Annotated in this window: 23 protein-coding genes, 1 tRNA gene and 1 pseudogene; 15 read left to right on the top strand and 10 right to left on the bottom strand. The window is 35.1% G+C overall.

Features of this window, described 5'->3' with window-relative positions; all coding sequences use genetic code 11:
- Positions 1–34 precede the first annotated feature (34 nt).
- Together trmD and rplS are read left to right on the top strand one after the other, a co-directional pair.
- Complete coding sequence (gene trmD, locus ASM33_RS07950; RefSeq protein ID WP_110409644.1) at positions 35–739, top strand: tRNA (guanosine(37)-N1)-methyltransferase TrmD; 705 nt, start codon at positions 35–37, stop codon at positions 737–739.
- A gap of 4 nt (positions 740–743) precedes the next feature.
- Positions 744–1,121, top strand: a complete 378-nt coding sequence (rplS, locus tag ASM33_RS07945; RefSeq protein ID WP_110409645.1) for a 50S ribosomal protein L19 — start codon at positions 744–746, stop codon at positions 1,119–1,121.
- On the opposite strand, the gene ASM33_RS08435 is transcribed toward rplS, so the two are convergent.
- The gene (locus ASM33_RS08435) at positions 1,114–1,323 is read right to left on the bottom strand and encodes a hypothetical protein (protein WP_157956400.1); all 210 of its coding nucleotides are present in this window, start codon (positions 1,321–1,323) and stop codon (positions 1,114–1,116) included. The genes rplS and ASM33_RS08435 overlap by 8 nt on opposite strands.
- A complete protein-coding gene (locus ASM33_RS07940) occupies positions 1,274–1,903 on the bottom strand; it encodes a GNAT family N-acetyltransferase (protein ID WP_162297612.1) in 630 nt (209 codons plus the stop codon). The genes ASM33_RS08435 and ASM33_RS07940 overlap by 50 nt, the downstream gene beginning before the upstream one ends.
- Before the next feature lie 265 nt (positions 1,904–2,168).
- On the opposite strand from ASM33_RS07940, the gene pstA reads away from it, so the two are divergent.
- The 3 genes from pstA to ASM33_RS07925 all read left to right on the top strand — a co-directional run bounded on the left by pstA (position 2,169) and on the right by ASM33_RS07925 (position 5,192).
- Complete coding sequence (pstA, locus tag ASM33_RS07935) at positions 2,169–3,419, top strand: phosphate ABC transporter permease PstA (RefSeq protein ID WP_110409647.1); 1,251 nt, start codon at positions 2,169–2,171, stop codon at positions 3,417–3,419.
- A 6-nt stretch (positions 3,420–3,425) separates the two neighbouring features.
- A complete protein-coding gene (locus ASM33_RS07930; protein ID WP_110409648.1) occupies positions 3,426–4,223 on the top strand; it encodes a phosphoribosylformylglycinamidine synthase subunit PurQ in 798 nt (265 codons plus the stop codon).
- Positions 4,224–4,316: 93 nt separating this feature from the next.
- Positions 4,317–5,192 carry a hypothetical protein gene (locus ASM33_RS07925; protein ID WP_110409649.1) on the top strand — a complete coding sequence of 292 codons (876 nt, stop codon included), beginning with the start codon at positions 4,317–4,319 and terminating at the stop codon, positions 5,190–5,192.
- Positions 5,193–5,268: 76 nt separating this feature from the next.
- Here the strand turns inward: ASM33_RS07925 and ASM33_RS08845 are convergent, their stop codons facing one another.
- Positions 5,269–5,397 carry a hypothetical protein gene (locus ASM33_RS08845; protein ID WP_257791000.1) on the bottom strand — a complete coding sequence of 43 codons (129 nt, stop codon included), beginning with the start codon at positions 5,395–5,397 and terminating at the stop codon, positions 5,269–5,271.
- A gap of 19 nt (positions 5,398–5,416) precedes the next feature.
- On the bottom strand, positions 5,417–6,376 hold the full coding sequence (locus ASM33_RS07920; RefSeq protein ID WP_110409214.1) for an IS5 family transposase: 960 nt from the start codon (positions 6,374–6,376) through the stop codon (positions 5,417–5,419).
- Between the two features lie 292 nt (positions 6,377–6,668).
- Here ASM33_RS07920 and ASM33_RS07915 point away from each other — a divergent pair, with 292 nt between their 5' ends.
- Positions 6,669–7,115 carry a hypothetical protein gene (locus ASM33_RS07915; protein WP_157956399.1) on the top strand — a complete coding sequence of 149 codons (447 nt, stop codon included), beginning with the start codon at positions 6,669–6,671 and terminating at the stop codon, positions 7,113–7,115.
- A 42-nt stretch (positions 7,116–7,157) separates the two neighbouring features.
- Here the strand turns inward: ASM33_RS07915 and ASM33_RS07910 are convergent, their stop codons facing one another.
- Entirely contained in the window at positions 7,158–8,159 is a 1,002-nt protein-coding gene (locus tag ASM33_RS07910; protein ID WP_237342980.1) for an LD-carboxypeptidase, read from the bottom strand.
- A 147-nt stretch (positions 8,160–8,306) separates the two neighbouring features.
- Here ASM33_RS07910 and ASM33_RS07905 point away from each other — a divergent pair, with 147 nt between their 5' ends.
- Genes ASM33_RS07905 through uvrC form a run of 4 tightly spaced genes read left to right on the top strand, consistent with a single transcriptional unit; the run spans position 8,307 to position 13,864 of the window.
- Positions 8,307–9,053: a phosphatidylglycerophosphatase gene (locus ASM33_RS07905; RefSeq protein WP_110409652.1), complete on the top strand. Its 747-nt coding sequence runs from the start codon at positions 8,307–8,309 to the stop codon at positions 9,051–9,053.
- Between the two features lie 56 nt (positions 9,054–9,109).
- Complete coding sequence (locus ASM33_RS07900) at positions 9,110–9,949, top strand: glycine--tRNA ligase subunit alpha (RefSeq protein ID WP_110409653.1); 840 nt, start codon at positions 9,110–9,112, stop codon at positions 9,947–9,949.
- A 1-nt stretch (position 9,950) separates the two neighbouring features.
- Positions 9,951–12,062, top strand: coding sequence for a glycine--tRNA ligase subunit beta (gene glyS / locus ASM33_RS07895; RefSeq protein ID WP_110409654.1), 2,112 nt, complete (start codon positions 9,951–9,953; stop codon positions 12,060–12,062).
- On the top strand, positions 12,047–13,864 hold the full coding sequence (gene uvrC, locus ASM33_RS07890; RefSeq protein ID WP_110409655.1) for an excinuclease ABC subunit UvrC: 1,818 nt from the start codon (positions 12,047–12,049) through the stop codon (positions 13,862–13,864). The genes glyS and uvrC overlap by 16 nt, the downstream gene beginning before the upstream one ends.
- A gap of 71 nt (positions 13,865–13,935) precedes the next feature.
- On the opposite strand, the gene ASM33_RS07885 is transcribed toward uvrC, so the two are convergent.
- Positions 13,936–14,799 (bottom strand): hypothetical protein, encoded by an 864-nt coding sequence (locus ASM33_RS07885; RefSeq protein ID WP_110409656.1) that lies wholly within the window; start codon positions 14,797–14,799, stop codon positions 13,936–13,938.
- Positions 14,800–15,172: 373 nt separating this feature from the next.
- Positions 15,173–16,140: pseudogene (locus tag ASM33_RS08970) on the bottom strand (IS110 family transposase).
- Positions 16,141–16,415: 275 nt separating this feature from the next.
- Between ASM33_RS08970 and ASM33_RS07870 the strand changes: the two are divergent.
- Both ASM33_RS07870 and ASM33_RS07865 read left to right on the top strand, forming a co-directional pair.
- Positions 16,416–17,402, top strand: a complete 987-nt coding sequence (locus ASM33_RS07870; RefSeq protein ID WP_157956349.1) for an integrase core domain-containing protein — start codon at positions 16,416–16,418, stop codon at positions 17,400–17,402.
- 57 nt (positions 17,403–17,459) lie between these two features.
- On the top strand, positions 17,460–17,990 hold the full coding sequence (locus ASM33_RS07865) for a hypothetical protein (RefSeq protein ID WP_110409657.1): 531 nt from the start codon (positions 17,460–17,462) through the stop codon (positions 17,988–17,990).
- Positions 17,991–18,132: 142 nt separating this feature from the next.
- Here ASM33_RS07865 and ASM33_RS07860 read toward each other — a convergent pair.
- Positions 18,133–18,208 (bottom strand) — tRNA-His (locus ASM33_RS07860).
- A 36-nt stretch (positions 18,209–18,244) separates the two neighbouring features.
- On the bottom strand, positions 18,245–18,418 hold the full coding sequence (locus tag ASM33_RS08430; protein WP_157956398.1) for a hypothetical protein: 174 nt from the start codon (positions 18,416–18,418) through the stop codon (positions 18,245–18,247).
- Here ASM33_RS08430 and ASM33_RS07855 point away from each other — a divergent pair.
- The 3 genes from ASM33_RS07855 (at position 18,363) to ASM33_RS07845 (ending at position 22,169) form a co-directional block, all read left to right on the top strand.
- A complete protein-coding gene (locus ASM33_RS07855; protein ID WP_458695031.1) occupies positions 18,363–19,484 on the top strand; it encodes a protein-disulfide reductase DsbD family protein in 1,122 nt (373 codons plus the stop codon). The genes ASM33_RS08430 and ASM33_RS07855 overlap by 56 nt on opposite strands.
- Positions 19,485–19,765: 281 nt before the next feature.
- Positions 19,766–20,734 carry an IS110 family RNA-guided transposase gene (locus tag ASM33_RS07850; RefSeq protein WP_110409333.1) on the top strand — a complete coding sequence of 323 codons (969 nt, stop codon included), beginning with the start codon at positions 19,766–19,768 and terminating at the stop codon, positions 20,732–20,734.
- A gap of 310 nt (positions 20,735–21,044) precedes the next feature.
- The gene (locus ASM33_RS07845) at positions 21,045–22,169 is read left to right on the top strand and encodes an IS4 family transposase (RefSeq protein WP_110409390.1); all 1,125 of its coding nucleotides are present in this window, start codon (positions 21,045–21,047) and stop codon (positions 22,167–22,169) included.
- 192 nt (positions 22,170–22,361) lie between these two features.
- Here the strand turns inward: ASM33_RS07845 and gatA are convergent, their stop codons facing one another.
- A complete protein-coding gene (gatA, locus tag ASM33_RS07840; protein ID WP_110409659.1) occupies positions 22,362–23,822 on the bottom strand; it encodes an Asp-tRNA(Asn)/Glu-tRNA(Gln) amidotransferase subunit GatA in 1,461 nt (486 codons plus the stop codon).
- Positions 23,823–23,850 lie beyond the last annotated feature (28 nt).

The raw sequence follows: 23,850 nt of genomic DNA, 5'->3' as shown, positions 1-23,850 counted from the left end.
GAATTTATTATATCAACATAATTTAAAAAGATAAATGACATTTAGTGTTACAGTACTAACAATATTTCCAGAAATGTTTCCTGGGGTTTTAAACTACTCTCTTGCAGGAAAAGCATTAGAAAAAAAAATATGGGACCTTGAAGTGGTGAATATTCGTTCTTTTGCTAAGGATAAACATTTAACAGTAGATGATGTGCCATATGGAGGTGGGGCAGGAATGGTTATGCGTCCTGACGTTGTGGGTGATGCAGTAGATAGTGTACTTTCCGCTCATCAAAACACTAAATTTGTTTACATGACTCCATCTGGCAGACAGTTCAATCAGGGAATTGCAAAAGAGTTAATAGAGCTTTCTCATATAACAATATTATGTGGTCGATTTGAAGGTGTTGACCAAAGGATAATTGATGCGTATACTCCTTATGAGTTAAGTATTGGAGATTATATACTTTCTGGAGGTGAGCCAGCCGCAATGGTGGTTCTTGATGCATGCATCAGGCTTCTTCCAGGTGTAGTAAATAATACCGATAGCATTGCTGAAGAAAGTTTTAGTTATAGTGGTGGTATGCTTGAATATCCTCAATATACCAAACCTCAGCAGTGGATGGGATATAAAGGAAAGGAATATAAAGTGCCTGAGGTTCTGTTATCTGGCAATCACAAAAAAATAAGTGATTGGAGACAGAAGCAGTCTCAAGTGATAACAAAAAAGCGTCGGCCTGAATTATTAAATGGATAGATAAATGACAAATTTACTTGAAAAATTCAATAAGCAACAAATGCAAGTGTTAGCTAAGGAAATACCAGAATTTCGCCCTGGTGATGATTTGAAAATTACTTTTAGAGTAGTTGATGGTGCAAGTGAGCGTACACAGATATTTGAAGGTGTGTGTATATCAAAAAGAAATCGTGGGTTACATTCTTCCTTTGCGGTTAGAAAAGTGAGCCATGGAGAGAGTATAGTGTCTCAATTTTTTGTTTATTCTCCCGCAGTGGTTTCAGTGCAGGTGACAAGAAAAGGAAAGGTGCGTAGAGCAAAACTATATTATCTCTGCAAACTATTTGGAAAAGCTGCGAGAATCAAAGAGCGTACTACTTATATCAAAAAGAAATCTAAGTAGATATAACAGAGAGTGATATCGATTGTGTCATCTCAGAGCTTTCTCTTGTCATCCAAGTACGCCTCTTTCCTGTCATCCCAGTGCGTGACACTGGGATGACAAAGAAGAGCCTTGGATGACAGAAGAGAGGTGCACTGGGACACTTGAACCAATTATCTGGAAGAAGTGATATCCTTTTTATAATAATTGCGTGAATGACCAAATTTTTCCTGTTCATCATACTTATGCATTTTACAGGTGTTCTCAAGGATTCTTACTGATGCGGGATTGTCTGGCCTAGCTACTGCAAAAATAGAGGTGAATTTTTCTCCTTTCGGATTGTCAGATTTTTTGTTAACTCTATAGTCTCTTTGTACAACTTCGGCAACCCAGCTATTTACAACAGCTCCAACAGCTTCGCTACCATAGCCTTGCTTCCAATTTTTCTTTGCAAATAAATAAGCTAATTCTGATTGACCAACTTGTTCACCATAACCAGCTACAACTTGCCCTACAAAACTATCATCATCATTTTTTCGTACTGTAAGCGAAGAAAAGGCATCGTTTTTTTTGTACCTCTCAACCCACGTGTCTACTCTTTCTTTGGCATACTGTAAATTTTGAGTACTACCAGTTGCATAAAGTTCCATTACAGACCTATCAGACCACAGATTGTCATAGTACGTTTTTGCATCTTCTGCTGTAACAGATTCTAGGGTTAACCTTTCAGTGTCAACTCTGACATTTAATTTGTTGTTGTCATCCAGCTCAAAAGAGACGTCTGCTCTTGTTTCATTTTTCATAGAATATTCACTTAAAATAATGCTAGCTATAGCATATCTTGTTACAATTGCAATATACAAAAGATATTCCTCACTTTCTAAAAATCTGTTATATTGAATACGGTTACTAATGGCAGGGTTTTATCCTTGATCAGCTAAATAGCTTTTTACAATGCATTTAGCAGCTAATTTTTCTGTCGCTATGCCATTCCTACATCGCGCGCCACTTGCGCAATAAAAAAGAGAGTGCTTGATAAAGATGCTTTAAATGGAAAATACAAGATAAATGAGTATAAAGAAAAAATTCCTTAAGCTACTTAAGTCCAAGCGTGTACATGTTCGTATAAAAAGGAAAAATAAAAAGAACAAAGCGCTACGCTTCTGCTCTTTCATGGCACTAGTTATTTCTCTTGGTTGCCCTATATGTATACTGCTCAGTATATTAGTAAATTCATATAGTGCTTTGACGGTCACAAAAATTTTATTGCCAGTTGAAGTAAGTGATCATTTTTTTTCAATAAATAATCCTCGTGATTTGCGTCATGAATCCATTAGTTTGCTTGATAATTCTCTACGCAATGTCTTTGAAGGAACTGATTTTAAAGACAATGATGAAATTTTAAGTCGTAATTCTTACAAAGAGCTAGAGAATTTTTTTCATAATCAAACAAGAGATAGCTATAAGAATGAAGTTTGGTTCACTGCATCAAGCACAATCAATGCAATAAATAAAGGTAAGTATCTGGACATTCATTATACTAAACTGCTTGATTGGTTAAAGGAAAAAGGTAGAGTACGAAAATTTTTCAATAAGTCTTTATTCTTGAAATCTGATTCTCGTGAACCAGAAAATGCAGGAATTTTAGGAGCACTGATTGGCTCGCTAATGACAATTATAGTGTGCTTAGGATTAGCAATGCCTATAGGAATTATGTCTGGCATCTATCTTTATGAATTTATGCCTAAAAATAGGCTGATCACTAATATTATAGAAGTTAGTATCAACAACCTCGCTGCAGTTCCTTCGATAATATTTGGCGTAGTGGGTTTAACTCTCTATCTTGGTATATTTGGACTGCCACGTTCTTCGCCACTTGTTGGTGGCATGACTCTTTCATTTATGATGCTACCTAATATTATCATTGCAACAAAAAATGCTTTTGCTAACGTTCCGATTGCAATAAAAGATGCAGCGTTTGCGCTCGGCGCACCTCATATTAAAGTTATATTAGACCATTCTCTACCGATTGCATTACCGAGAATCATACATGGTGCTGTGCTTGCTATTGCAAGAATCTTAGGTGAATCTTCGCCGCTACTCATGATAGGTATGGTAGCGTTTATAGCCGATACACCAAAATCTTTTTTTGATCCTGCAACTGTTTTGCCTGTACAGATATATATATGGTCAAGCAGCCCTGAAATCGCATTTGTCGAACTTGCAGCTATCGCAATTATAGCTTTATTATTGGTATTGTTTGCGTTAAATTTAATAGCAAATTTTGTAAAAAAGAAATTTGAATTTTTTAATTTTTAATAACTCATGAAAATTATTGTTCTATATGGTTATGGCTTAAACTGCGAAAAAGAAACCGCATTTGCATTTATGGAATGCAGCAGAAAACTTGGCATCAGCAACGTGCAAGTGAAAATTGTTCACATTAATGAAATTATAGATAATCCAAGCGAATTAAAATCAAGCAACATACTCGCAATTCCAGGAGGTTTTTCTTATGGTGATGACACTGGTGCTGGTAACGCATTTTCTTTACGCATTAAAAATAATTTGTCAGAGGAATTTCAAGAATTTTTATCTGAAGACAAGCTTGTTATAGGAATATGTAATGGATGTCAGATATTAGTAAAGTTGATTCCAGAATTCTCTAATTTAGCCTTAATCCATAATGATATAGGTAATTACCAATGTCGCTGGGTAAAAGTTAAAGTGAATCACAAAAGTAATTCTGTTTGGCTAAGTGGTTTGAATGAACTATATCTTCCAATCGCCCATGGAGAAGGAAAGTTTTTTATGGATCAAAGTACTTTAGATCAATTAATCGAAAAAAATTGCACAGCATTACGTTATATAGATGATAATAGTAGCTACGCTAACCTGCAATTTCCTCATAATCCAAACGGATCAATATACGATCTGGCAGCTTTATCGGATAAAAGTGGAAGAATATTAGCTTTAATGCCTCACCCAGAAAGAGCAATGTTTTTTACTCAGCAAGACAATTGGCCTCTTGAAAAAGAGAAATGCAAACGTTCTGGAGTTGCTATACCAAAATATGGTGACGGAATGCTCATTTTTGAAAATGCATTGAAATATTTTCATTAAATCTTAAAATAATTAAATATTATGTTAAAATTAACATAATATTAATAAATATATACTAAAATATTAACCAGTATTATCAACTTGGTATGTATTATGGTTAAAACAATAAAAAAGACTTATTCTGTAGGGAATGATAAAGTAACAAGAACAATAACTCTCTCAGAAGAATCTCCTACTTCTCAATCTTCAGAATCTTATTCTCACTCTCCATATGATATTGATCGTGACATTCCTATTTTCAGATCTCCTTTAAAATCTTATTCTCACTCTCCATATAATAGTGACATGCCTGGTCCCAATCCTCCATATAGCTCTAATACTCCTGTTGGGTATGGTTTTGCTAATGACGGTATTGGTGATGGTTCTGGTATTATAAAAGGCATAGGTTTTGGTAGGTTTAGCGATCTTGGTGAGATAGATTCCTCTCAATCTCCAACATCTTATAGCTCTGATACTCCTGTTGGATATGGCTGCTTCGAGGAGTTTTTTGGTAACACCGTTCCTGAGTGGGCAAGGGGGAGATCAGCTGAACATAGACCTAATCTTGTAGGAACTGACAATCCTCTTCCCCATCAATCTCCAGCGTCTTATAGCTCTAATACTCCTGTTAAGTATGGTTTGATTGATGACACTATTCGTGCAGCTTTGGATGTGATAAAAGAAATAGGTGTTGAGAAGTTTTGTAATTCTTGCAGCTGGATGAAAATGCTGGGTATAACTACTCCTACAATTGATAAGCTTTATGGTGCTTGCGACTTGATGAAAAAAATGGGTTTTCTGGCTTCTCCTACAGCTGAATCTGGTGATCAGTCTAGTTACACTAAAGTTGGATATAATGGTATATATGGGGGAGGAAATCCTGATTCTATTATGCCTTGCACTAAAGTTGGATATGATGTTGTGTGTCCGGATGGTATATATTATAGAGTTCCTATGGTTATGCCTGATTATCCCGAAGACTACATCTGAATCTAATGATACTTCTATATATTACCATAATGAAGTAGTATCTTAATAGTTCTACTCTATTTTTTCTCTTTATAATTTACTCAATCACTACCAGGCAAATCTGGTAGTGATATATTATACTTCTTGCAAAACCATCTGTCATCCCAGTAACCCTCCTCTTGTCATCCCAGTACTTGATAGGCTTTGTTGCATAGCTAGTTGGCATCAGGTAGTATATGATAAGTTCATGAGGCTACCTGAAATTTAGCCATACCTATATCAGTAAATTTATTCAGCAAATAGCACTTGAGTAGCAGTTCCTTCTCACGATTAACCTCAGATTTATTCCTAAAACTAAACCCAAATATTTGCTTTAATCGCGAAAAGAATGCTTCTATGTAGGATCTTTTTCCATATCCTACCTCCTTTTTCCATTGCTTTATTTTCTCTATTGTATCTCCATCAAACGATCTTATTAACCTAACTGCAGTATTTCTTTGGGCCATATAATCCAAATTCTGATGCTCTACTGCATCAATTTTTGGTGGTATTTTCGTTTTTATTCTAAGCTTGTAACATTGCTGATAAATCATGGCTCTGTCATATGCACCATCTGCATATAACGTTTCTATTTTACCATAATCATTTTTCATCAGCTTACTAGCTGCCCAGTGGTCAGGATAATATAGTTCAGTGTATTTTAAATCCATAACTTTTTTGCTGCTTATATCTAACATTACATGCATTTTTCTTGCTTGTTCTCTCCCTCTGTATTGTCTCACTTCATTATTTTTTTTGTTATGGCCAGCAGTAGTGTTATAGATGCCAATACCAGTGCTATCTATAGCAATTTCAATATTTTCCATATTATTTTTATCAACCCTGTTGTCATTAATCTTAATATTCAGTTTTTTAAATCTTCTTGAGGCCTGTGAATAGCTGATGACTTGTAGGCTTTTTCCTATTTGCTCGAGGTATCCTTTTATAAATCCTACCGTTTGCCTCAGGCCAATCCTAAATAGATAAGTTATTATATGAACTAAAATCACAACTTTATCGGTGTAAATATTATTGCCACCTGCTACTTTTGGTCTATTTTCGTGCCAATTTTCAATGGCGTCGTTGATGTAATGAAAAATATTTCCCCTTTCTTGAAGAAATTTGTTATATTCACTTTGGTTACTGACTTTCATTTTGACTGGCATATTTTTCCTTTGGCGGTTAAATGGCCATTTTATAATGAATTTAGTCAGTAACTTCCAGCTTTTTTCTCCCTAGCTATGCAACAAAGCCTACTTGATACTGGGATCCAGCAAGAAAATAGGTGGATTCCAGCGTCACGCGCTGGAATGACATCGAACCAAGATGCTCATTTTTGAAAATGCACTGAAATATTTTTGCTAAATCTTAAAATAATTAAATATTATGTTAAAGTTAACATAATATTAATAAATATATATTAAAATATTAACTAATATTGTCAGTTTGGTATGTATTATGGTAAAAAGAATGTCAAAGACTTATTCTGTAGAGAATGGTCACGAAAAAAAAGAAGTAACCTTCTCAATAGAAGAACCTCTTCCTTCTCAATCTCCAACGTCTTATAGCTCTGATACTCCTGTTGGATATGCATGGATGTTTGGTTGGTTCGAAAAGTCTCTTTTTGATGAAATTGCTAATAAGTGGGAGAATTTATTTGCACATAGACCTAATCTTGTAGGGACTGACATTCCTCTTCCTTCTCAATCTCCAACGTCTTATAGAAAAGAAGCTAGTGTCTGTAGGGATGAATGTAAAGGCCCTTATGTGGAGTGTCTAGAAGCATGTAATCGTGATAAGGATTGTGAGGACTACTGTAAAGCAAAGGTTTCTGGTTGTATGAGATCATGTTTACAGAATAGAGATGAGCCTAATGATGCCCCTGTGGATTATTATAGCGAATAATGTTTTAATAATTCTTACTCTGTTTTTTATCTTATAATTTATTTAATCACTGCCAGGTTTGCCTGGTAGTGATATATTCTGCACATCCATAAAAAACAAACCTTCTTTTTCACCTTGAACGCTGATAACAGTATGAGTATTAAGTGGTAAAGGATCATTTATATGCCCATGGCCTATTCCTTGAATTGTGAATACTGGAAAATCAACACTTTTTGCGAACCTATCTTTTACAATTTCAACTAGATTATCATTACCTGATTTAATAAAATCACCAAAGATTACAGCACATATTCCACCCAAAACATTTGCTTGTCTTAAGTGATCTAAACTGCGCTCTATTGCATATGGATAGGCTCCTATATCCTCTAAAAATAGAATTTTACCTTTTGCATTTATTTGCCAAGTAGTTCCTATACTATTTTCAACTAGAGTTAAATTACCGCCAACGATTTTGGACTCTAATCTACCATTTTTTATTTTTGTACCATTACTAATCATCTTTAAATTATCAAATCTAATAGAATTTTGATGGCCAATCATTAATTCTTTTAATTTTTGAACAGAACTTTTGGCAACGGAGTCATTCACTATCATCTCAAGCATAGTACCATGAAGAGTTTGCCAATCGTATTTAACTTGTAGATAAATATGTAAAGCAGTTATATCGCTATAGCCTATAAGAATTTTTTTGTTTTTAGCGATCTTTTCTTTTTTATCATTGGATAGTCTTTCCAGGTAGGGAATCAATCGAGAAGCACCCTTTCCTCCTTTGATACACCAGATTATTTTACTATCATCGGTTAGTGCATCAACTAAGTCATTCGCTCTAAATTCATCAGAATTTGAATAAAATGGATTGTCATTACTGTATATTTTATTTGAGATATGAGCATTGAGGTCCAGAGATTCTACATAACTTTTGATATTAATCAGCTCTGAATCTTTTCCCTTACAAGAAGGTGCAATAATATCCACTTTGTCTGTTGCATAACTATATTGGTTAGCACACAAAATGAAAGTAAAATATAAAAGGCGAATGATCAAGAGATGCATAAAAAACTATTATGACGAAAGCAATTATAATGCATAATATAGAACTTGTTTCTCAAAAGCGAGTTTCATAAAGAGAGCTATTGATAAGTTGATTATAATAAAGTATTATCAACACTATTGTTAAAGCATGTGGTGAGTATGGGGATTTTTTCAACAATTTTAGGAAGGATGCTTGGTAAAATCTTTCCTGCCAAAACAGTAAGCTCTTTTTTAGGAGTAGGGTATTTACCAGGTTGGCAGAATTACTGGGCTTCTTTTTTTATATTATTTATTGTCGATATGATACTGCTTCTTACATATGGGGGTGAGTATCTATTATATAAAATGCCAGGCTCTGGAATAGTTGTAGCTGCTATTTTTACAAAATTAGCAGTGGTTATGTTGGCTATACAAGTGATTGCAATATTTATTTTTCACGCTCAGGACCCTTCAGCAAATAGCGGTGAAAATATAGTGATACATCTGGCGTCAGGACAAGTGCTGACCGTAGCGCTTTCAATGCCAGCAATAATGTCAATTTATTATACTGTGAGTAAACTTTATGGAGGTATATGTAAAGAAATACTACAATGCCCTTTTTGGTTTAACGATTTGATGCATTGCGTCTTTTTTCTTATGGTACCTTACGTATTTTTTAATATCGTAGAAGTGATAAAGCCATGGCCAATAGGTACAATCCAGCTTGGCTATAACAATGCAATATCAATAACATTTGAAGGGATTTTCCACGTGTTTTATGCAGCAATTTTACTGTATCTAACAGCATTTATATTTTGCGATTTAACTATGCATAATGCTATTGTCCTAAATAACAGTATAATCCAGCATGTACAAGAAAACTCAGAGGTTCTTAGTAATTATTTACATAATGTTATTAAAAAATAAACATTGAATATTCTTTGTTTATTTATATATTTAGTATAAAAGAGTGTACGATTTGCGTGAATTTACAAAGCATAATAAAAGAGTTACAGGATTTTTGGTCTAGTCAGGGGTGTACAATACTTCACCCATATACATCTGAAGTTGGCGCTGGAACACTCCATCCCGCCACAATTATGTCATCAATTGACACAAAACCAACAAAAATTGCATATGTGCAACCAGTAATCAGACCTGCAGATGGTCGCTATGGTGATAATCCTAATCGATTATACCAACATCATCAATACCAAGTTATAATAAAACCATCTGGTAACAACCTGCAGGAAGTCTATTTAGATAGCCTAAAAGTTCTTGGGGTATCAACGGAAAAATATGATATCAAATTTGTTGAAGATGACTGGGAAAATCCGAGTGTTGGCGCATCAGGGCTTGGTTGGGAAGTTACATGCAATGGAATGGAAGTAACGCAACTTACTTATATACAGCAGGTTGGAGGGATTGAATGCCACATGATTCCCGGGGAAATTGCATATGGACTAGAGCGTTTGGCAATGTGCATACAAGATGTAGATGATGTTTACGATATAGTTTGGAGTGATAACGGTGTAACTTATGGAGATATTTTTAAACAAAGGGAATATGAGTTTTCTTGTCTGGCCCTGGATTATTATGATACTAAAGTAGTATATCAACAATTTGAAGATACAGAAAAATTATGTAAGTTTCTTATCGCAAAAGAGCTACCAGTAGCAGCTTATGACCAGTGTATCAAAACTAGTCACCTACTTAACCTGCTCGATGCAAGAGGTGTGCTTGGTGTAAATGAGCGTACAGCGTATATTGGCAGAGTGAGAGAGATGACAAAAAAGTGTTGTGAATTATACATGAGTAAATAGGATGCAGTTATTATTTGAATGTCTTTCAGAAGAAATACCATCAAGAATGCAGAACTCAGCTGCAACTCAGGTTAAAAGTTATATTACCAACGCTTTTAATAAAAATAGTGTAAAATTTACATCAATAGAGGTTTTCATAACGGCACGTCGCATAACTCTATTTGTCGATAATATAAATGCTTTAGAGCTAAAAGATTTTAACAGTGAAATTAAAGGACCAAATGTTAATGCGCAAGAAAGTGCTATCGAAGGATTTCTAAGAAAAAATCAGAAAAATAAGGCGGATTTGCTCGTTCGCAAAGTAAATAACGAGGATTTTTATTTCATCAAAAGGGAGAGCTGCTCATTTAACATCAAAGAGTTCCTCAAAAACCAACTAGAAGAAATGTTAAAAAATTTCTCTTGGCCAAAAAGTATGAGGTGGGGTGAAAGAAAAGAAAGATGGATTAGACCAATTAGAAGTATTTTATGCATTTTGGATGGTGAGGTAATACCTGTATCTTTCGCTGGAATTACAGCATCTAATGTAACATATGGCCATCGATTCCTCGCAAATGATGGAGAATTGACTATCAAAGAACCTAAAGATTACTTTGCACTACTAGAAAAAAACAATGTAATTCTTCAGGTTGATAAAAGAAAACAATTTATATTGGATCAAATCAACAAATTTACAAAAGAGCAAGGTTTAGAGCTTGAAAAAAATGATTACTTATTAAATGAATTAACAGGGCTTATAGAATGGCCAATAGTGCTATTTGGTAAAGTAAATCAGGAAAAATCATTTGGGTTACCAAATGAAGTAATACTTAGTATAATTAACACACAGCAAAAATATCTTGCACTAAGTAAAGGGAAGGAAATTTTATATTTTGTAACTGTTGTTAATGTGAGCAACGATAAAGTTGTTAAAGGGCATGAAAAAATATTAGAAGCACGTCTTGCTGATGCACAATTTTTAATATCGCATGATAAAAAATGTAACTTAGATTATTATGTCAAAAAATTAGATTCGATATTATTTCATGCTTCGCTTGGCAGCGTTGGAGAAAAAGTAAAGCGCATTACAGCTTTGTCAAAATATATAGCTATATGCATTCCAGGTGCATCACTAATTAAAGTTGAGCGTGCTGCGTGTTTGGCAAAAGCTGATTTGGCAACATCAATAGTAAGGGAATTTCCAGAGCTACAAGGAGTAATGTGTGGGTATTATGGTGCTTATTTTCAAGAAGATAAGGAAGTAGTAGAAGCTGTTACTGAGCATTATAAGCCAATAGGACAAGAGCAAGAATGTCCTAAATCTCCATTAACAATTGCTGTATCCATTGCTGACAAAATAGACAGCTTAACTGGTTTAATTGCAGCAGGTGAAAAGATCTCCGGCTCCTATGATCAATTCGGTTTGCGGAGAATAGCTATTGGTATAATTAGAGTAACGCTTGAAAATAATTTACGCATTCCAATCAAGCTATTGATAGATAAGGCAGTGTCTTTGTATCCAAGGAGTGTATTTAGCAAAGATACAACGTTAGTTGATCAGGTCAATAAACTAAATAGAAAGCAAATTGCGGAAAAAGTATTCGAGTTTTGCTTAGAAAGGTTTAGAGTTATCTTAAAAAACAAGGAGATAAAGCAGGATATCATAGATTCTATACTCCTTCAAAACGGTGTTAGTGACTTATTAACAGCAGAAGAGCAAATCACAATACTGGACCGCTGCCTTGATACAACAGAAGGCGATCAGATACTCAGCGTATATAAAAGGGTTAGCAACATAGTAAATAAAGCAGAAAAAGGTGATAATATCACTTATAGCACATCTTACAGTAAAAGATTTTTAATCGAAGATGAGGAAATTGCACTATCAACTTATGCTATAACTGCCAATGAAAACATTAAACAGGCAACAAAAAATAACCATTTTAATGCAGCACTTGGCGAACTCGCTGGTTTTGCTCCGCTTATTAATCAATTTATGGACGCTGTAAAAATCAATTGTGATTCTAATGAACTAAGAAAAAATAGGTTGTCTTTACTTGCAAGTGTTGTTTCTATATTTCACTCAGTAGCAGATTTTAGCCTCATACAAGTCAAGCAATGGGCTATGTCATAAACGTTCAGGCAATAGAAGAGCAAATCAAATTATCTCCACAATCTTGTGGTGTGTACAAAATGATTGGGGATAAGAATAAGGCTTTATACGTTGGCAAAGCAAAAAAATTGAAATCTAGGTTATCTAGTTACCTTCAATTTGAAAATCTTTCTGAGCGAATCAGAGTCATGCTTTCACAAGTAATCAAAGTTGAGATCTTTATAACTGAAAACGAAATTGAAGCCTTGCTTCTTGAATCACAGTTAATAAAGTCGCTCAAACCTACTTATAATATTGTACTTACAGATGGAAAATCTTACCCATATATAACAATTTCCAAACACGTTTATCCAAGGATAGCAAAATATAGAGGCAAATTTAAGAAGGACGAATTTTACTACTATGGGCCATTCCCTTCTGCTGCTGCTGTTAAGAACACTATATTGTCGTTGCAAAAAGCTTTTCTCCTCAGAGTCTGTTCAGATCAATATTTTTCCTCAACAAAAAGACCATGTATTGAATATCAAATTAAGCGCTGTTCAGCGCCATGCGTAAATAAAATCACAAAAGAGGATTATTGCCAATCAATGAAACAAGCACAAGATACACTGCTTGGAAGGAATAAGGAAGTGCAAAAACAGTTACTTTCCACAATGGAAAAGTGTAGTAGTGAAATGAATTATGAACTTGCTGCTGTATACAGAGATAGGGTAAAATTCCTTCAACAAATTCAGATGAAAGCTGTTGACTTCTCTTTTGAGGAAGATGCAGATTTCTTTAGTATTGCACGTGAAGAAGATTTAGCGTGCATTAATGTGTTGTCATTTAGAAATAAATGTAACTATGGAAGCGTTCCTTACTTTGTTGAAAACTGCGGCGATCATTCAAATAATGAAATTTTATCCACCTTTTTGGTCAATTTATATAATCCAATTAACATACCACAAGATAAAATTTACGTTCCTGATTTTGTTACGGATAATGAAATCATAGAACAAGCTCTGCAAAAAATTACGCACAAATCAATAAAGGTTCTGCACACAAAGAGTAACGAAGAGCGTGATTTATTAAAATTTGTTTACAATAACTCTCAGCATAGTTTAGAGCAGAAGCTTATAGAGTATAAAAATAATCTAGAAAAACTTGAAGATCTTAGCAAAATCTTCTCATTATCTAATATTCCAAAACGTATCGAAGTTTATGATAACAGCCATATATCTGGAAACCAGCAAGTTGGTGTAATGGTTGTTGCAGGGCAGGAAGGCCTATTAAAAAGTGAATATAGAAAATTTACTATTAAAGAGGAAATTTCAGCTGACGATTATAAGATGATGAAAGAAGTGCTGACCAGACGTTTCTCCGGCAAGATAAAAGACATAATACCAGACTTTCTACTGATTGATGGTGGTCCTGGACATGTCTCTATAGTGCAAGATGTGCTGCAAACGTTAAATATTAATGTTCCTTTTGCTTGCATGGCAAAAGGCCCTGATCGCAACACAGGAAATGAAAGATTTTATATGCCAAATAGAGAAGAATTTAGTCTGGAAAATGACAGTAAAGTTATGCTTTACTTACAATCGTTACGTAATGAAGCTCACCGCTTTGCAATAACTACGCACAGAAAAAAACGCGACAAGCAATTTATAGTTTCAAGCTTAAGCAAAATACCAGGTATTGGTAACAAAAGAAAAAAAGCATTAATGTCTTATTTTGGTTCAGTAGAAAATATGAGCAAAGCTTCTCTAGCTGAGATTCAAAATGTATCTGGGATCAGTAAAGGTTTAGCAGAAATTATCTTAAAACATGTGAATGGACGATAGATCCCAGTGCCAAGGCACTGGGATAACAAGACTAGGACAATGACATGAGTAGTTGATACGTTACCTTTTTTTTACTTATGACACGCAGCGCAAACTTTATGTTCTTGTGTTGCTACACCTATTAGATTTGTTAAAGGCGGTTGTGAAACTTTTAATGTTTCTGAATTTTTTTGTAATTGTGACCCTAACGCTTCATGTAAAGGTTTTGCTTCATACTGCCGTCCTACTCTAACATTATTTGCAGCCAATTGTTCTGGAGTAACACCCTTACCCTCAACAAGTTCCACACGACCATTATCATGAATATTAATTTTAATGTTACATTCCTTTCCTTCAACATACCACTTAAGAGTCATTTGATACGACCCATTGGCTACTTCATAAATTTTTACTCCATTTTCATCAATCCGTAAACGTATTCCTCTTGTGTTACTTTTATCAGGCAGACAAAATGTAATTGTTCTTACATTGTATCTTTTGCAGACATCACCATTTAGAAGATCTGTCATGTTTATTTCTTTTGCATTATCACTGAGTACAACTCTTATGACAGGTTTAACGCTATTATCTTCATTTTTGCTTTCTTTGACTTTTATAGATTTCGCAGTATTGTTTTTTATATTTTTTGATATCTCTTCTTTAATTTGTTCAACAACTTTGCCTATAATCTCCTTACCGTTATACTTATTCTCTTCAGCAGTGTACCTATACATACCATCACTGTTCTTATGAATATGAGGTTTTGTGCTTACTTTGTTAGTGGTATTAGTAGAAGGATTATTCTGTGATATAAAGAAATTCTTCCATTTTTCTTCATCATCAAGATTAACACATTTGCATTCCTCTGTTTGTGAAGTTTTTAAAACAGCTGCAGAAGCTGATTCAATATTGGTATTTACCTCAGAAATTAAAGATATACTTTCACTACCTATCATATATGCCCCCTATGTATAACATGTAGCTGTTAGCATATCATTATCAGTTCGCTAGTCAACAGACTTGAAGAAATATATTTTTAGTATTTTGGATTGTATAGCTATGATAATTCGACGTCATACCGCGAATAAATCCACAACTGTACGAACGTCTAATTTAGCGAGAAAGTAAACCAAAAACATCAACCTTTGGTGTCATTTCATTAGCACTCCTCCTGTCATCCGGCTTTGTTGCATCGCTTAAAAATACTACACGTTTTTGTCATTCCAGCGCGTGACGCTAGAATCCATTTCCGTATTTTCAATGCCAACGACGTATTATATGCAACCTTCGCTTGCTAGATCCCAGATACTGTCTTTGATGTCAAACAAATTATCCAACTAAATTACAATTAAATGGTTGATTGTTTTTAAGAATACCAAAAAAGACATGCATTAATTTTCTCATTAACGCAAGGACTATGACTTTTGGGCATTTACCTTTACTTGCTAGACGCTGACAAAATTTTTGAAAATGATTATTATGGTTTTTGACTACTATAGCTGGCATATAAAGGGCTTTTCGGACGCGCTCAGATCCTATTTTACATATGCAACTTCTCTTACTTACAGACGATCCAGATTCATAATGTCCTGGATTTAGGCCAGCAAAAGCTGTAAATTGCTTAGCATTGTCAAAATTATCAACCGCTGGCATTTCTGCAATAACAGCAACAGCAGTAAGATGTCCTATACCTTTTATAGTCTTGAGGTTTTCTACCATATTTTTTAGATGTGGTAGTGATTTATATGCTCATTAATTTCTGTTTCGAGAACAATAATTTGCTCCTCTATTGCCAAAATTACCTTAGATATAGCTTCTTTGCAGCTGGAATGCATATTTTCATTTTCCAAGCGGTTCATCTGTTGCAATTTATCATTTTTTAGCGATTGCATACAACGGTAAAGATCTCTTAAATGCCTCATTTCAGGTGCAATTGGTTTCCAAAGAGCAGGTTTATTCGCAATACAAAATCTAGCTATCATAGCTGCATCTGATTTATCTGTTTTATTTCTGAGCAGCTCACTTTTGCCAAAAGCCTTGATTTGAGCCGGGTTTACTATACTAACATTATGCCCTAAATCATGCATAAAAGTAGCCAAATCTTCCCCATACCAGCTAGTTGCCTCAAGACACAGATGAATAAGATTTGCTCCATGGCCATTGCACCAAACCACAAGCTTTGCAAAGCCATCCTGATTATTTTGAAAGACTTTGTGTCGTTTTTTATTGTCCATCAGCAAACAAACATCAAATTTCTTTTTTGAAATATCCACACCCAAAATAGCATTTACTTGCATAAAATTACCTCCAAGACTATAAATAAACTGAGAGTTTAGACTAACCTTGTAATACGGGATATAATTCCAAAGATACTGTTCTGTCTTTTAACTCTATGGGAGGGGAGCAAAATCTGGAATTCGGCCTTATTGGCGTTAGTGTCAAGTCGGCTTCACCCTTCCTGCGTGGTATTTTAGCTCTAATGCCTCACATCATAAAGATACAAGTGTCACGCACTGGGATTGTAAAGGTCAACTAATTCGATGACAAAAATGTTAAGATAAAAGAAACATTTTTGAGGGAGTTAGGTATGAGAAGAAACACAGAAGATAAAACTTTAGAGAGAAATTACCAAAGTAAATGGAGATTTTTGATCAAAGAATATGAGCAAACAAAGGCAAAAAAGCATCCATTTTATAGATTTGTAGGCGATTTTTATCACGCTAATGGAATCAACAGACAAACATTCTGTAAATATTATAATAGGTATAGAAATAGCGGATTAGAAAAAGAGTTTTTACCAAGAAAAAGAGGTCCAAGATGGGAAAGCAGAAGAACAGATATTGAAATAGAAAAAGCAGTTATAGAGGAGCGGAAAAAAGGGATAAATAAATATGAAATTTGTGCTATACTAGCAAAAAAGTTGGGCAACAAAACACCTTCTCCATCTGGTATATATAATATTATTAAGAGAGCCGGCATGAATAAGTTGAGCACAAAAGAAAAAGAGGTGAAGAGAAAGATAATCAGGGAAAAAGCTGGAGAATTGGCACATATAGACTGTCATTATTTGAGTAAAGATATGATAATAAATGAGAGCAAAAGATACTATTTAGTGTGTGTAATAGACGATGCAAGCCGTATAGCATGGGCAGAAGTTTTAGAAAATATTCAGAGTCTGAATGTAATGTTTGCAGTGCTCAGATGTTTTAATTATATAAAGCAAAGTTACAGTATTCAGTTCAAAGAAGTAATGACAGACAATGGACCAGAGTTTGCATCAAGAAGTAATTTGGATGGACATCCATTTGAAAGAATGTTAGTTGAAATTGGCTTAAAGCATTTATATACAAGGCCATATAGACCACAAACAAATGGCAAAGTAGAGCGCTTTTGGCGGACTTTAAATGATGATTTGATTGAGGGAACAACGTTTGAGACCGTTCAAGAATTTAAGGATGAATTGTTTAGATATTTAATTTATTACAATGAACACAGGCCGCATCAAGCTCTTGGAGGTATTACTCCTTTGAGCTTTTTGCAAAATTTGTCAATGAATTAGTTGACCTTTACAACTTTATCTTATAATAATTTCATAGTTATTTTTTAAAGGATTATTATGGCACGCAATTTCCCACGATCAGATATGAAACAAAATGCGCTTGTAAATACGCCTCGCTTTCCAGTATTAAATAAAAAAGGAGAAGCAAGTACTTACTTTCATGATGAGTCTGATGAATATGGAGAAGAAGATATTGAACAAGGCCTTCGCGTGAAACACGATCCAAGAGAAGGAGAAGCAAGCACCTACAGTCCGTATCATTCTCATTGGCACCATGATCCTGATTATGATAATAGTTTTGATTGCAACTTCTGCCAGGATGATATTAAGAATGGTAATGAGCCCTCTCCTGGGCGTACATGGTTGGAAGAATCGCATGAAGAAGGAGAAGCAAGTACTTACCGTTCACATGCTCAACGTCCACATGCTCACCCTGGCGGTCCGTACCATTGTAAAAAACGCCATTATGATGATGAAGGAGAAGAAAGTACTTACGTTTCTGGTTTCGAGATTAGTTCTGTTCTTATATTAACCCAAATGGATGATGAGACGGCTGCTGATCGTACAATAACCATAACTTTTGATTAGAAAGCAATAGAAAAGCCAAGAAAATAGGATAAACTCAGGAAATATTTGAAAATTAAATGAGGTTACCGATACTAATCTCATATAAGACTGCAATTGCTTCTGGATTTTTTAATAGTCCAGAAGTTGCAAATAAATCTTCGCATGGGGCGAACGACCAGGATTGAACTGGCGACATTCAGTACCACAAACTGACGCTCTACCAACTGAGCTACGCCCGCCACATATAAAAATTTTTAACATACTAGTGCAAATAGTCAATTGATTATTTCAGCCAACTCCTTTACTCTAAGCTCTGGTGTGGTTTGCATTATAGTAATGGAATTTCTAATAAATTTAGCATTTGCATTCATTGGCGGTGTGATACTCAATTGTATGCCTTGCGTTTTTCCAGTTCTTTCTCTCAAAGCAATAGCAATACTGAATGACACAAAAGACCCAATTAAATTAAGATTAAATGGTATAACCTACACCCTTGGAGTATTGACTAGCATGTTGATATTATCCTTAGTGTTACTCACGTTACGTAATATAGGCTATTCAGTGGGCTGGGGTTTTCATATGCAGTCCCCTATTTTTGTACTAATATTACTATATGTAATGTTTGCAATAGGCTTATGCTTTTGTGGCTTATATGACATTCCTCTAATATTTTCTCACTCTGGCAGAATGAATAGCAGTTTTTTTGTTGGAATGCTTGCAACACTGGTTGCAACTCCATGCACTGTGCCTTTTATGGCACCAGCTATAGGCTTTGCTCTTACTCAGTCATCAACACTTTCTGTCGGCATTTTTTTATCCCTAGGCTTTGGGATATCGTTTCCTTATTTGATTATATCATTTTTTCCAACTACGCTAAAGTTCCTACCAAAACCTGGGAGGTGGATGGAAACACTTAAACATTCTTTATCATTTCCTATATTTTTATCCGCTATTTGGTTGTTTTGGGTATTAATTAAAGAGTCAAGCACAGGAATGGTATTATCCACACTTACTGGGCTGTTAATTCTAACGTTTAGTATATGGATATGGAATTTTTTTAATAATATCAAAGCATTAACAAAATTTTCTCTCTTTGCACTATTACTATCACTCAATCTGCTACCATTCATTTTATTTGAAATAACACAGAAAGCTATTTTACAAAGTGATTTACAAGCAAATAAAAAAATAAATTTTTCTCAAGAAGAGCTGAGTAGGTTGACTAGTGGTGGACAGTCAGTTTTTGTAGCAATTAGTGCTGATTGGTGCTTAACTTGTAAATTCAATGAGGTTACATTAAATTCAGAGCCTGTACAGCAACTTCTTAAAGCTCACAATGTAATATACATGGAAGGTGATTGGACAAATCAAAACAAAGAGATAGCTGATTATATAATAAAATTTAAAAGAGGCGGTATTCCTTTGTATGTTCTATATACTGGAGGCCAAGAAGGAAAAGTTTTACCACAGATTCTGAGTAAGGATTTACTAGAGTATGAGCTTGAAGTTCGCTAGGCATGAAGTTTTTAGACTTCTTTCGAAACTATTTTGCACATAACAAAATCAAATTGTCATCCCAGTGCGTGACACTTGTATCTTTATGATGTGAGGCATTAGAGCTAAAATACCACGCAGGGAGGGTGAAGCCGACTTGACACTAACGCCAATAAGGCCGAATTCCAGATTTTGCTCCCCTCCCATAGAGTTAAAAGACTGAACAGTATCTTTGGAATTATATCCCGTATTACAAGGTTAGTCTAAACTCTCAGTTTATTTATAGTCTTGGAGGTAATTTTATGCAAGTAAATGCTATTTTGGGTGTGGATATTTCAAAAAAGAAATTTGATGTTTGTTTGCTGATGGACAATAAAAAACGACACAAAGTCTTTCAAAATAATCAGGATGGCTTTGCAAAGCTTGTGGTTTGGTGCAATGGCCATGGAGCAAATCTTATTCATCTGTGTCTTGAGGCAACTAGCTGGTATGGGGAAGATTTGGCTACTTTTATGCACGATTTAGGGCATAATGTTAGTATAGTAAACCCGGCTCAAATCAAGGCTTTTGGCAAAAGTGAGCTGCTCAGAAATAAAACAGATAAATCAGATGCAGCTATGATAGCTAGATTTTGTATCGCTAATAAACCTGCTCTTTGGAAACCAATTGCACCTGAAATGAGGCATTTAAGAGATCTTTACCGTTGTATGCAATCGCTAAAAAATGATAAATTGCAACAGATGAACCGCTTGGAAAATGAAAATATGCATTCCAGCTGCAAAGAAGCTATATCTAAGGTAATTTTGGCAATAGAGGAGCAAATTATTGTTCTCGAAACAGAAATTAATGAGCATATAAATCACTATCCACATCTAAAAAATATGGTAGAAAACCTCAAGACTATAAAAGGTATAGGACATCTTACTGCTGTTGCTGTTATTGCAGAAATGCCAGCGGCTGATAATTTTGACAATGCTAAGCAATTTACAGCTTTTGCTGGTCTAAATCCAGGACATTATGAATCTGGATCGTCTGTAAGTAAGAGAAGTTGCATATGTAAAATAGGATCTGAGCGCGTCCGAAAAGCCCTTTATATGCCAGCTATAGTAGTCAAAAACCATAATAATCATTTTCAAAAATTTTGTCAGCGTCTAGCAAGTAAAGGTAAATGCCCAAAAGTCATAGTCCTTGCGTTAATGAGAAAATTAATGCATGTCTTTTTTGGTATTCTTAAAAACAATCAACCATTTAATTGTAATTTAGTTGGATAATTTGTTTGACATCAAAGACAGTATCTGGGATCCATTTTGCGTGTAATTCTACTATAGTGTTATGCTTTGATGTAATTTTTGATGTTTATCCACTGTATTAATTTGCGAACAAAGTTGGCTTTGTTGCATCGCTCAAAAATACTACACGCCTTTGTCATTCTAGCGCGTGACGCTAGAATCTATTTATATATTTTCAATGCCAACAACGTATTATATGCAACCTTCGCTTGCTAGATCCCAGTGTCGATGCACACAACTGTACGAACGTCTAATTTAGCGATAAGATAGGAAAAAAATTAGGGTGTGAAGTGTGTTTTATTACAAAGAAATAATATCAAAATTGCCGAAAGCAGTGTTAGATGAAATAGGCAAAGCGGTTGGCGTTGATTACAAAGTGGGCAAACTTACGGGAGAAAATATATTTAATTTACTGCTGTACAGCATATTGGAGAAAAACGAGCTGAGCTTGCGGACTATCGAGGAAAATTATCGTCGGATGTTTTGCCTGAATACGCGCCATTCATCGGTGGCAAGCCGCTTAAAAACGATACCAATTAAGTACTTCGAAAGAATTTTTTCGTTCGTTTTACAAAGTTTTTGTAACCAAAAAGACCAAGAAAAGCTATTAATTATAGATTCCACAACCCTGCAGTTATCGAGCAAATTACTGCAATCTGCAATACCATGGCGTGGTGGTGCAAAGAATATGGTAAAGTGCACCGTTGCCACTGACGGCAGGTTTGCAAAGTTGCTGAACTTGTATACTCAAGCCAAGGGCTCCTCTGACAGCACATCGTTCCGGGAAATGATTTTAAATCACGGTCAAGAGTCGATTTGCATATTTGATCGAGGACTGCAAAAACGTGCAACTTTCGAGGAGTTTATAGATAAAGGCATACATTTTATCACACGTGGCAACGATAATATTCGTTATCAAATTGTGCGTATCCACGGAAAAGTTGCAGGCATGCAGACTGGAACGCTTGAGCTAATGGAAGATGTAGTAGTCAGGCTGGGGCAAAAAGGTTCAAGATTTTTGTCGTTTGAAATCAGGCTAATTAAAGCGCAAAATCGACAGAATGGCGAAGTTCTCACATTTTTGACTAATATTTATGAAATGTCTGCTGAAGAAGTCTGCGCTCTTTACAAAAGGCGCTGGTCAATAGAAGTTTTCTTCAAATTTATCAAGCAGGAGCTCAACACGAAGCATTTTCTTGGACATAGCAAAAACACAATTTTGGTCACACTATACATGATTCTTATTGCTTCGGTTTTATTAACAGAATACAGAAAACGCAGCGAAATCAAGAGTTATAAGTTTGCAAGGAGAGCTTTTATGAATGAACTCAGGCTTGAAATCCTAAAACCTGTCATTGAATATTGTGGTGGAAACCCAGAAAAAGTCTACGATTATTACCTTTTTCACTTTCCATAACAAACGTTCGTACACTTGTGTGTCGATGCACTGGGATGACGAAAAAAGGGAAAGTTTTATTAATAATTTCAAATCTTTGCGTAGCGATGCAACAAAGCCGGATGACACCATTTTTCGCATTTTTGCCTTCAAATTTGCAATGTTCGTGCAGTTGTGTGTCACGCACTGGGATGACAGAGTTTCAAAAAAAGTCTATTCAATTATTCTACCACAATTTTGCTCTATAACATTTGCTACGTTTAATATTCCAGATTCATCATAATAATTTCCAATTACTTGTAAGCCAAGCGGTAAGCCTTCATTAGAGAGTCCAACAGGAACCGAAATTGCAGGTAATCCAGCTAGACTTGCAGGTACAGTGAATACATCATTAATACACATCATAAGAGGATCTGGTTTTTCGTTTAAACCAAAAGCTTCTGTTGGAGCAGATGGAACGAGTATGTAATCTATTTTTTCAAACGCTTTTATGAAGTCATTGCGGATTAATGCCCTGATGCACTGTGCTTTTTCATAATATTCATTGTAATGGCCTGAAGAAAGTGCATAAGAACCAATTAAAATCCTTCTTTTTACCTCTTTACCAAAGCCCTCTGCCCTTGTTAACGAATACATATCTTCAAGCGTGTCAGCATCAACCCTAAACCCATAACGCACGCCATCATAACGAGCAAGATTAGATGATGTTTCAGCAGAACAAATTAGATAATAGACTGGAATTGCATATTTAGTATGTGGCAGTGTGATTTCAACAACCTCAGCTCCATTTTCTTTTAAATAAGAAGCAACTTTTTCCCAATGGAGAACAATTTCATCTGAGATTCCATCCATTCTATATTCTTTTGGTATACCGATACGCTTACCTTTGATATCGCTATTTATAAAATTGGAAAATTTAGGTACTGGCCTTTCACTTGATGTTGAATCTTTTTTATCATAGCCAGAGATGGCTTCCAGCATTAATGCAGCATCAGAAACAGAACGTGTAATCACCCCTGCTTGGTCAAGAGAACTAGCAAATGCAATCATACCAAAACGTGAGCATCTTCCATACGTTGGTTTTACCCCAACCACTCCACAATAAGCTGCTGGTTGACGTACAGAACCACCAGTATCGCTTCCGAGCGTTCCAGCACATAAAAATCCTGCAACAGCTGCGGCGGAACCACCAGATGATCCACCAGGTACAACTTTTTCTCCATCACTTTTTCTGAGCCATACGTTTTCAACAGGGCCAAAATAACTATTCGTATTTGCAGAACCCATAGCAAATTCATCCATATTAAGCTTGCCAAGCATTACTGCACCACTTCGCAAAAGCGAATCAGAAACCGTAGATTCATAAGTTGGTACGAAATTTTCTAGCATTTTTGAAGCTGCTGTTGTTTTGATTCCTTTAGTGCAGAATAAATCTTTAACACCAACTGGTATACCCATAAGTGGTGAAATTAAATCACCATTTTGCTTAGAGAGCTGCTCATCTGCAGCCTTTGCAGCCTCAATTGCTATTTCTGGAGTTTTCGTTATAAACGCATTCAATTTTTCATTTTCAACTGCATTGATATGCGCTTCTATAAGTTCCACAGCGGAAAAATTCTTCTTTTTGAGCCCCTCATGCATCTGCACAATGCTTAATTTTTGTAGTTCGTTCATCAATTTTTAACTATTCAAAGAGGTTAAT

This window comes from Wolbachia endosymbiont of Folsomia candida, from assembly GCF_001931755.2.
Classification (GTDB): domain Bacteria; phylum Pseudomonadota; class Alphaproteobacteria; order Rickettsiales; family Anaplasmataceae; genus Wolbachia.
This window is presented reverse-complemented; position numbering and strand designations above follow the sequence as displayed.

Coding starts and splice junctions, on each gene's coding strand:
- trmD (WP_110409644.1), top strand. CDS start 35: ATGACATTTAGTGTTACAGTACTAACAATATTTCCAGAAATGTTTCCT.
- rplS (WP_110409645.1), top strand. CDS start 744: ATGACAAATTTACTTGAAAAATTCAATAAGCAACAAATGCAAGTGTTA.
- ASM33_RS07940 (WP_162297612.1), bottom strand. CDS start 1,903: ATGAAAAATGAAACAAGAGCAGACGTCTCTTTTGAGCTGGATGACAAC.
- pstA (WP_110409647.1), top strand. CDS start 2,169: ATGAGTATAAAGAAAAAATTCCTTAAGCTACTTAAGTCCAAGCGTGTA.
- ASM33_RS07930 (WP_110409648.1), top strand. CDS start 3,426: ATGAAAATTATTGTTCTATATGGTTATGGCTTAAACTGCGAAAAAGAA.
- ASM33_RS07925 (WP_110409649.1), top strand. CDS start 4,317: ATGGTTAAAACAATAAAAAAGACTTATTCTGTAGGGAATGATAAAGTA.
- ASM33_RS08845 (WP_257791000.1), bottom strand. CDS start 5,397: ATGCCAACTAGCTATGCAACAAAGCCTATCAAGTACTGGGATGACAAG.
- ASM33_RS07920 (WP_110409214.1), bottom strand. CDS start 6,376: ATGCCAGTCAAAATGAAAGTCAGTAACCAAAGTGAATATAACAAATTT.
- ASM33_RS07915 (WP_157956399.1), top strand. CDS start 6,669: ATGGTAAAAAGAATGTCAAAGACTTATTCTGTAGAGAATGGTCACGAA.
- ASM33_RS07905 (WP_110409652.1), top strand. CDS start 8,307: ATGGGGATTTTTTCAACAATTTTAGGAAGGATGCTTGGTAAAATCTTT.
- glyS (WP_110409654.1), top strand. CDS start 9,951: ATGCAGTTATTATTTGAATGTCTTTCAGAAGAAATACCATCAAGAATG.
- uvrC (WP_110409655.1), top strand. CDS start 12,047: ATGGGCTATGTCATAAACGTTCAGGCAATAGAAGAGCAAATCAAATTA.
- ASM33_RS07885 (WP_110409656.1), bottom strand. CDS start 14,799: ATGATAGGTAGTGAAAGTATATCTTTAATTTCTGAGGTAAATACCAAT.
- ASM33_RS07865 (WP_110409657.1), top strand. CDS start 17,460: ATGGCACGCAATTTCCCACGATCAGATATGAAACAAAATGCGCTTGTA.
- ASM33_RS07855 (WP_458695031.1), top strand. CDS start 18,363: ATGCCTTGCGTTTTTCCAGTTCTTTCTCTCAAAGCAATAGCAATACTG.
- ASM33_RS07850 (WP_110409333.1), top strand. CDS start 19,766: ATGCAAGTAAATGCTATTTTGGGTGTGGATATTTCAAAAAAGAAATTT.
- gatA (WP_110409659.1), bottom strand. CDS start 23,822: ATGAACGAACTACAAAAATTAAGCATTGTGCAGATGCATGAGGGGCTC.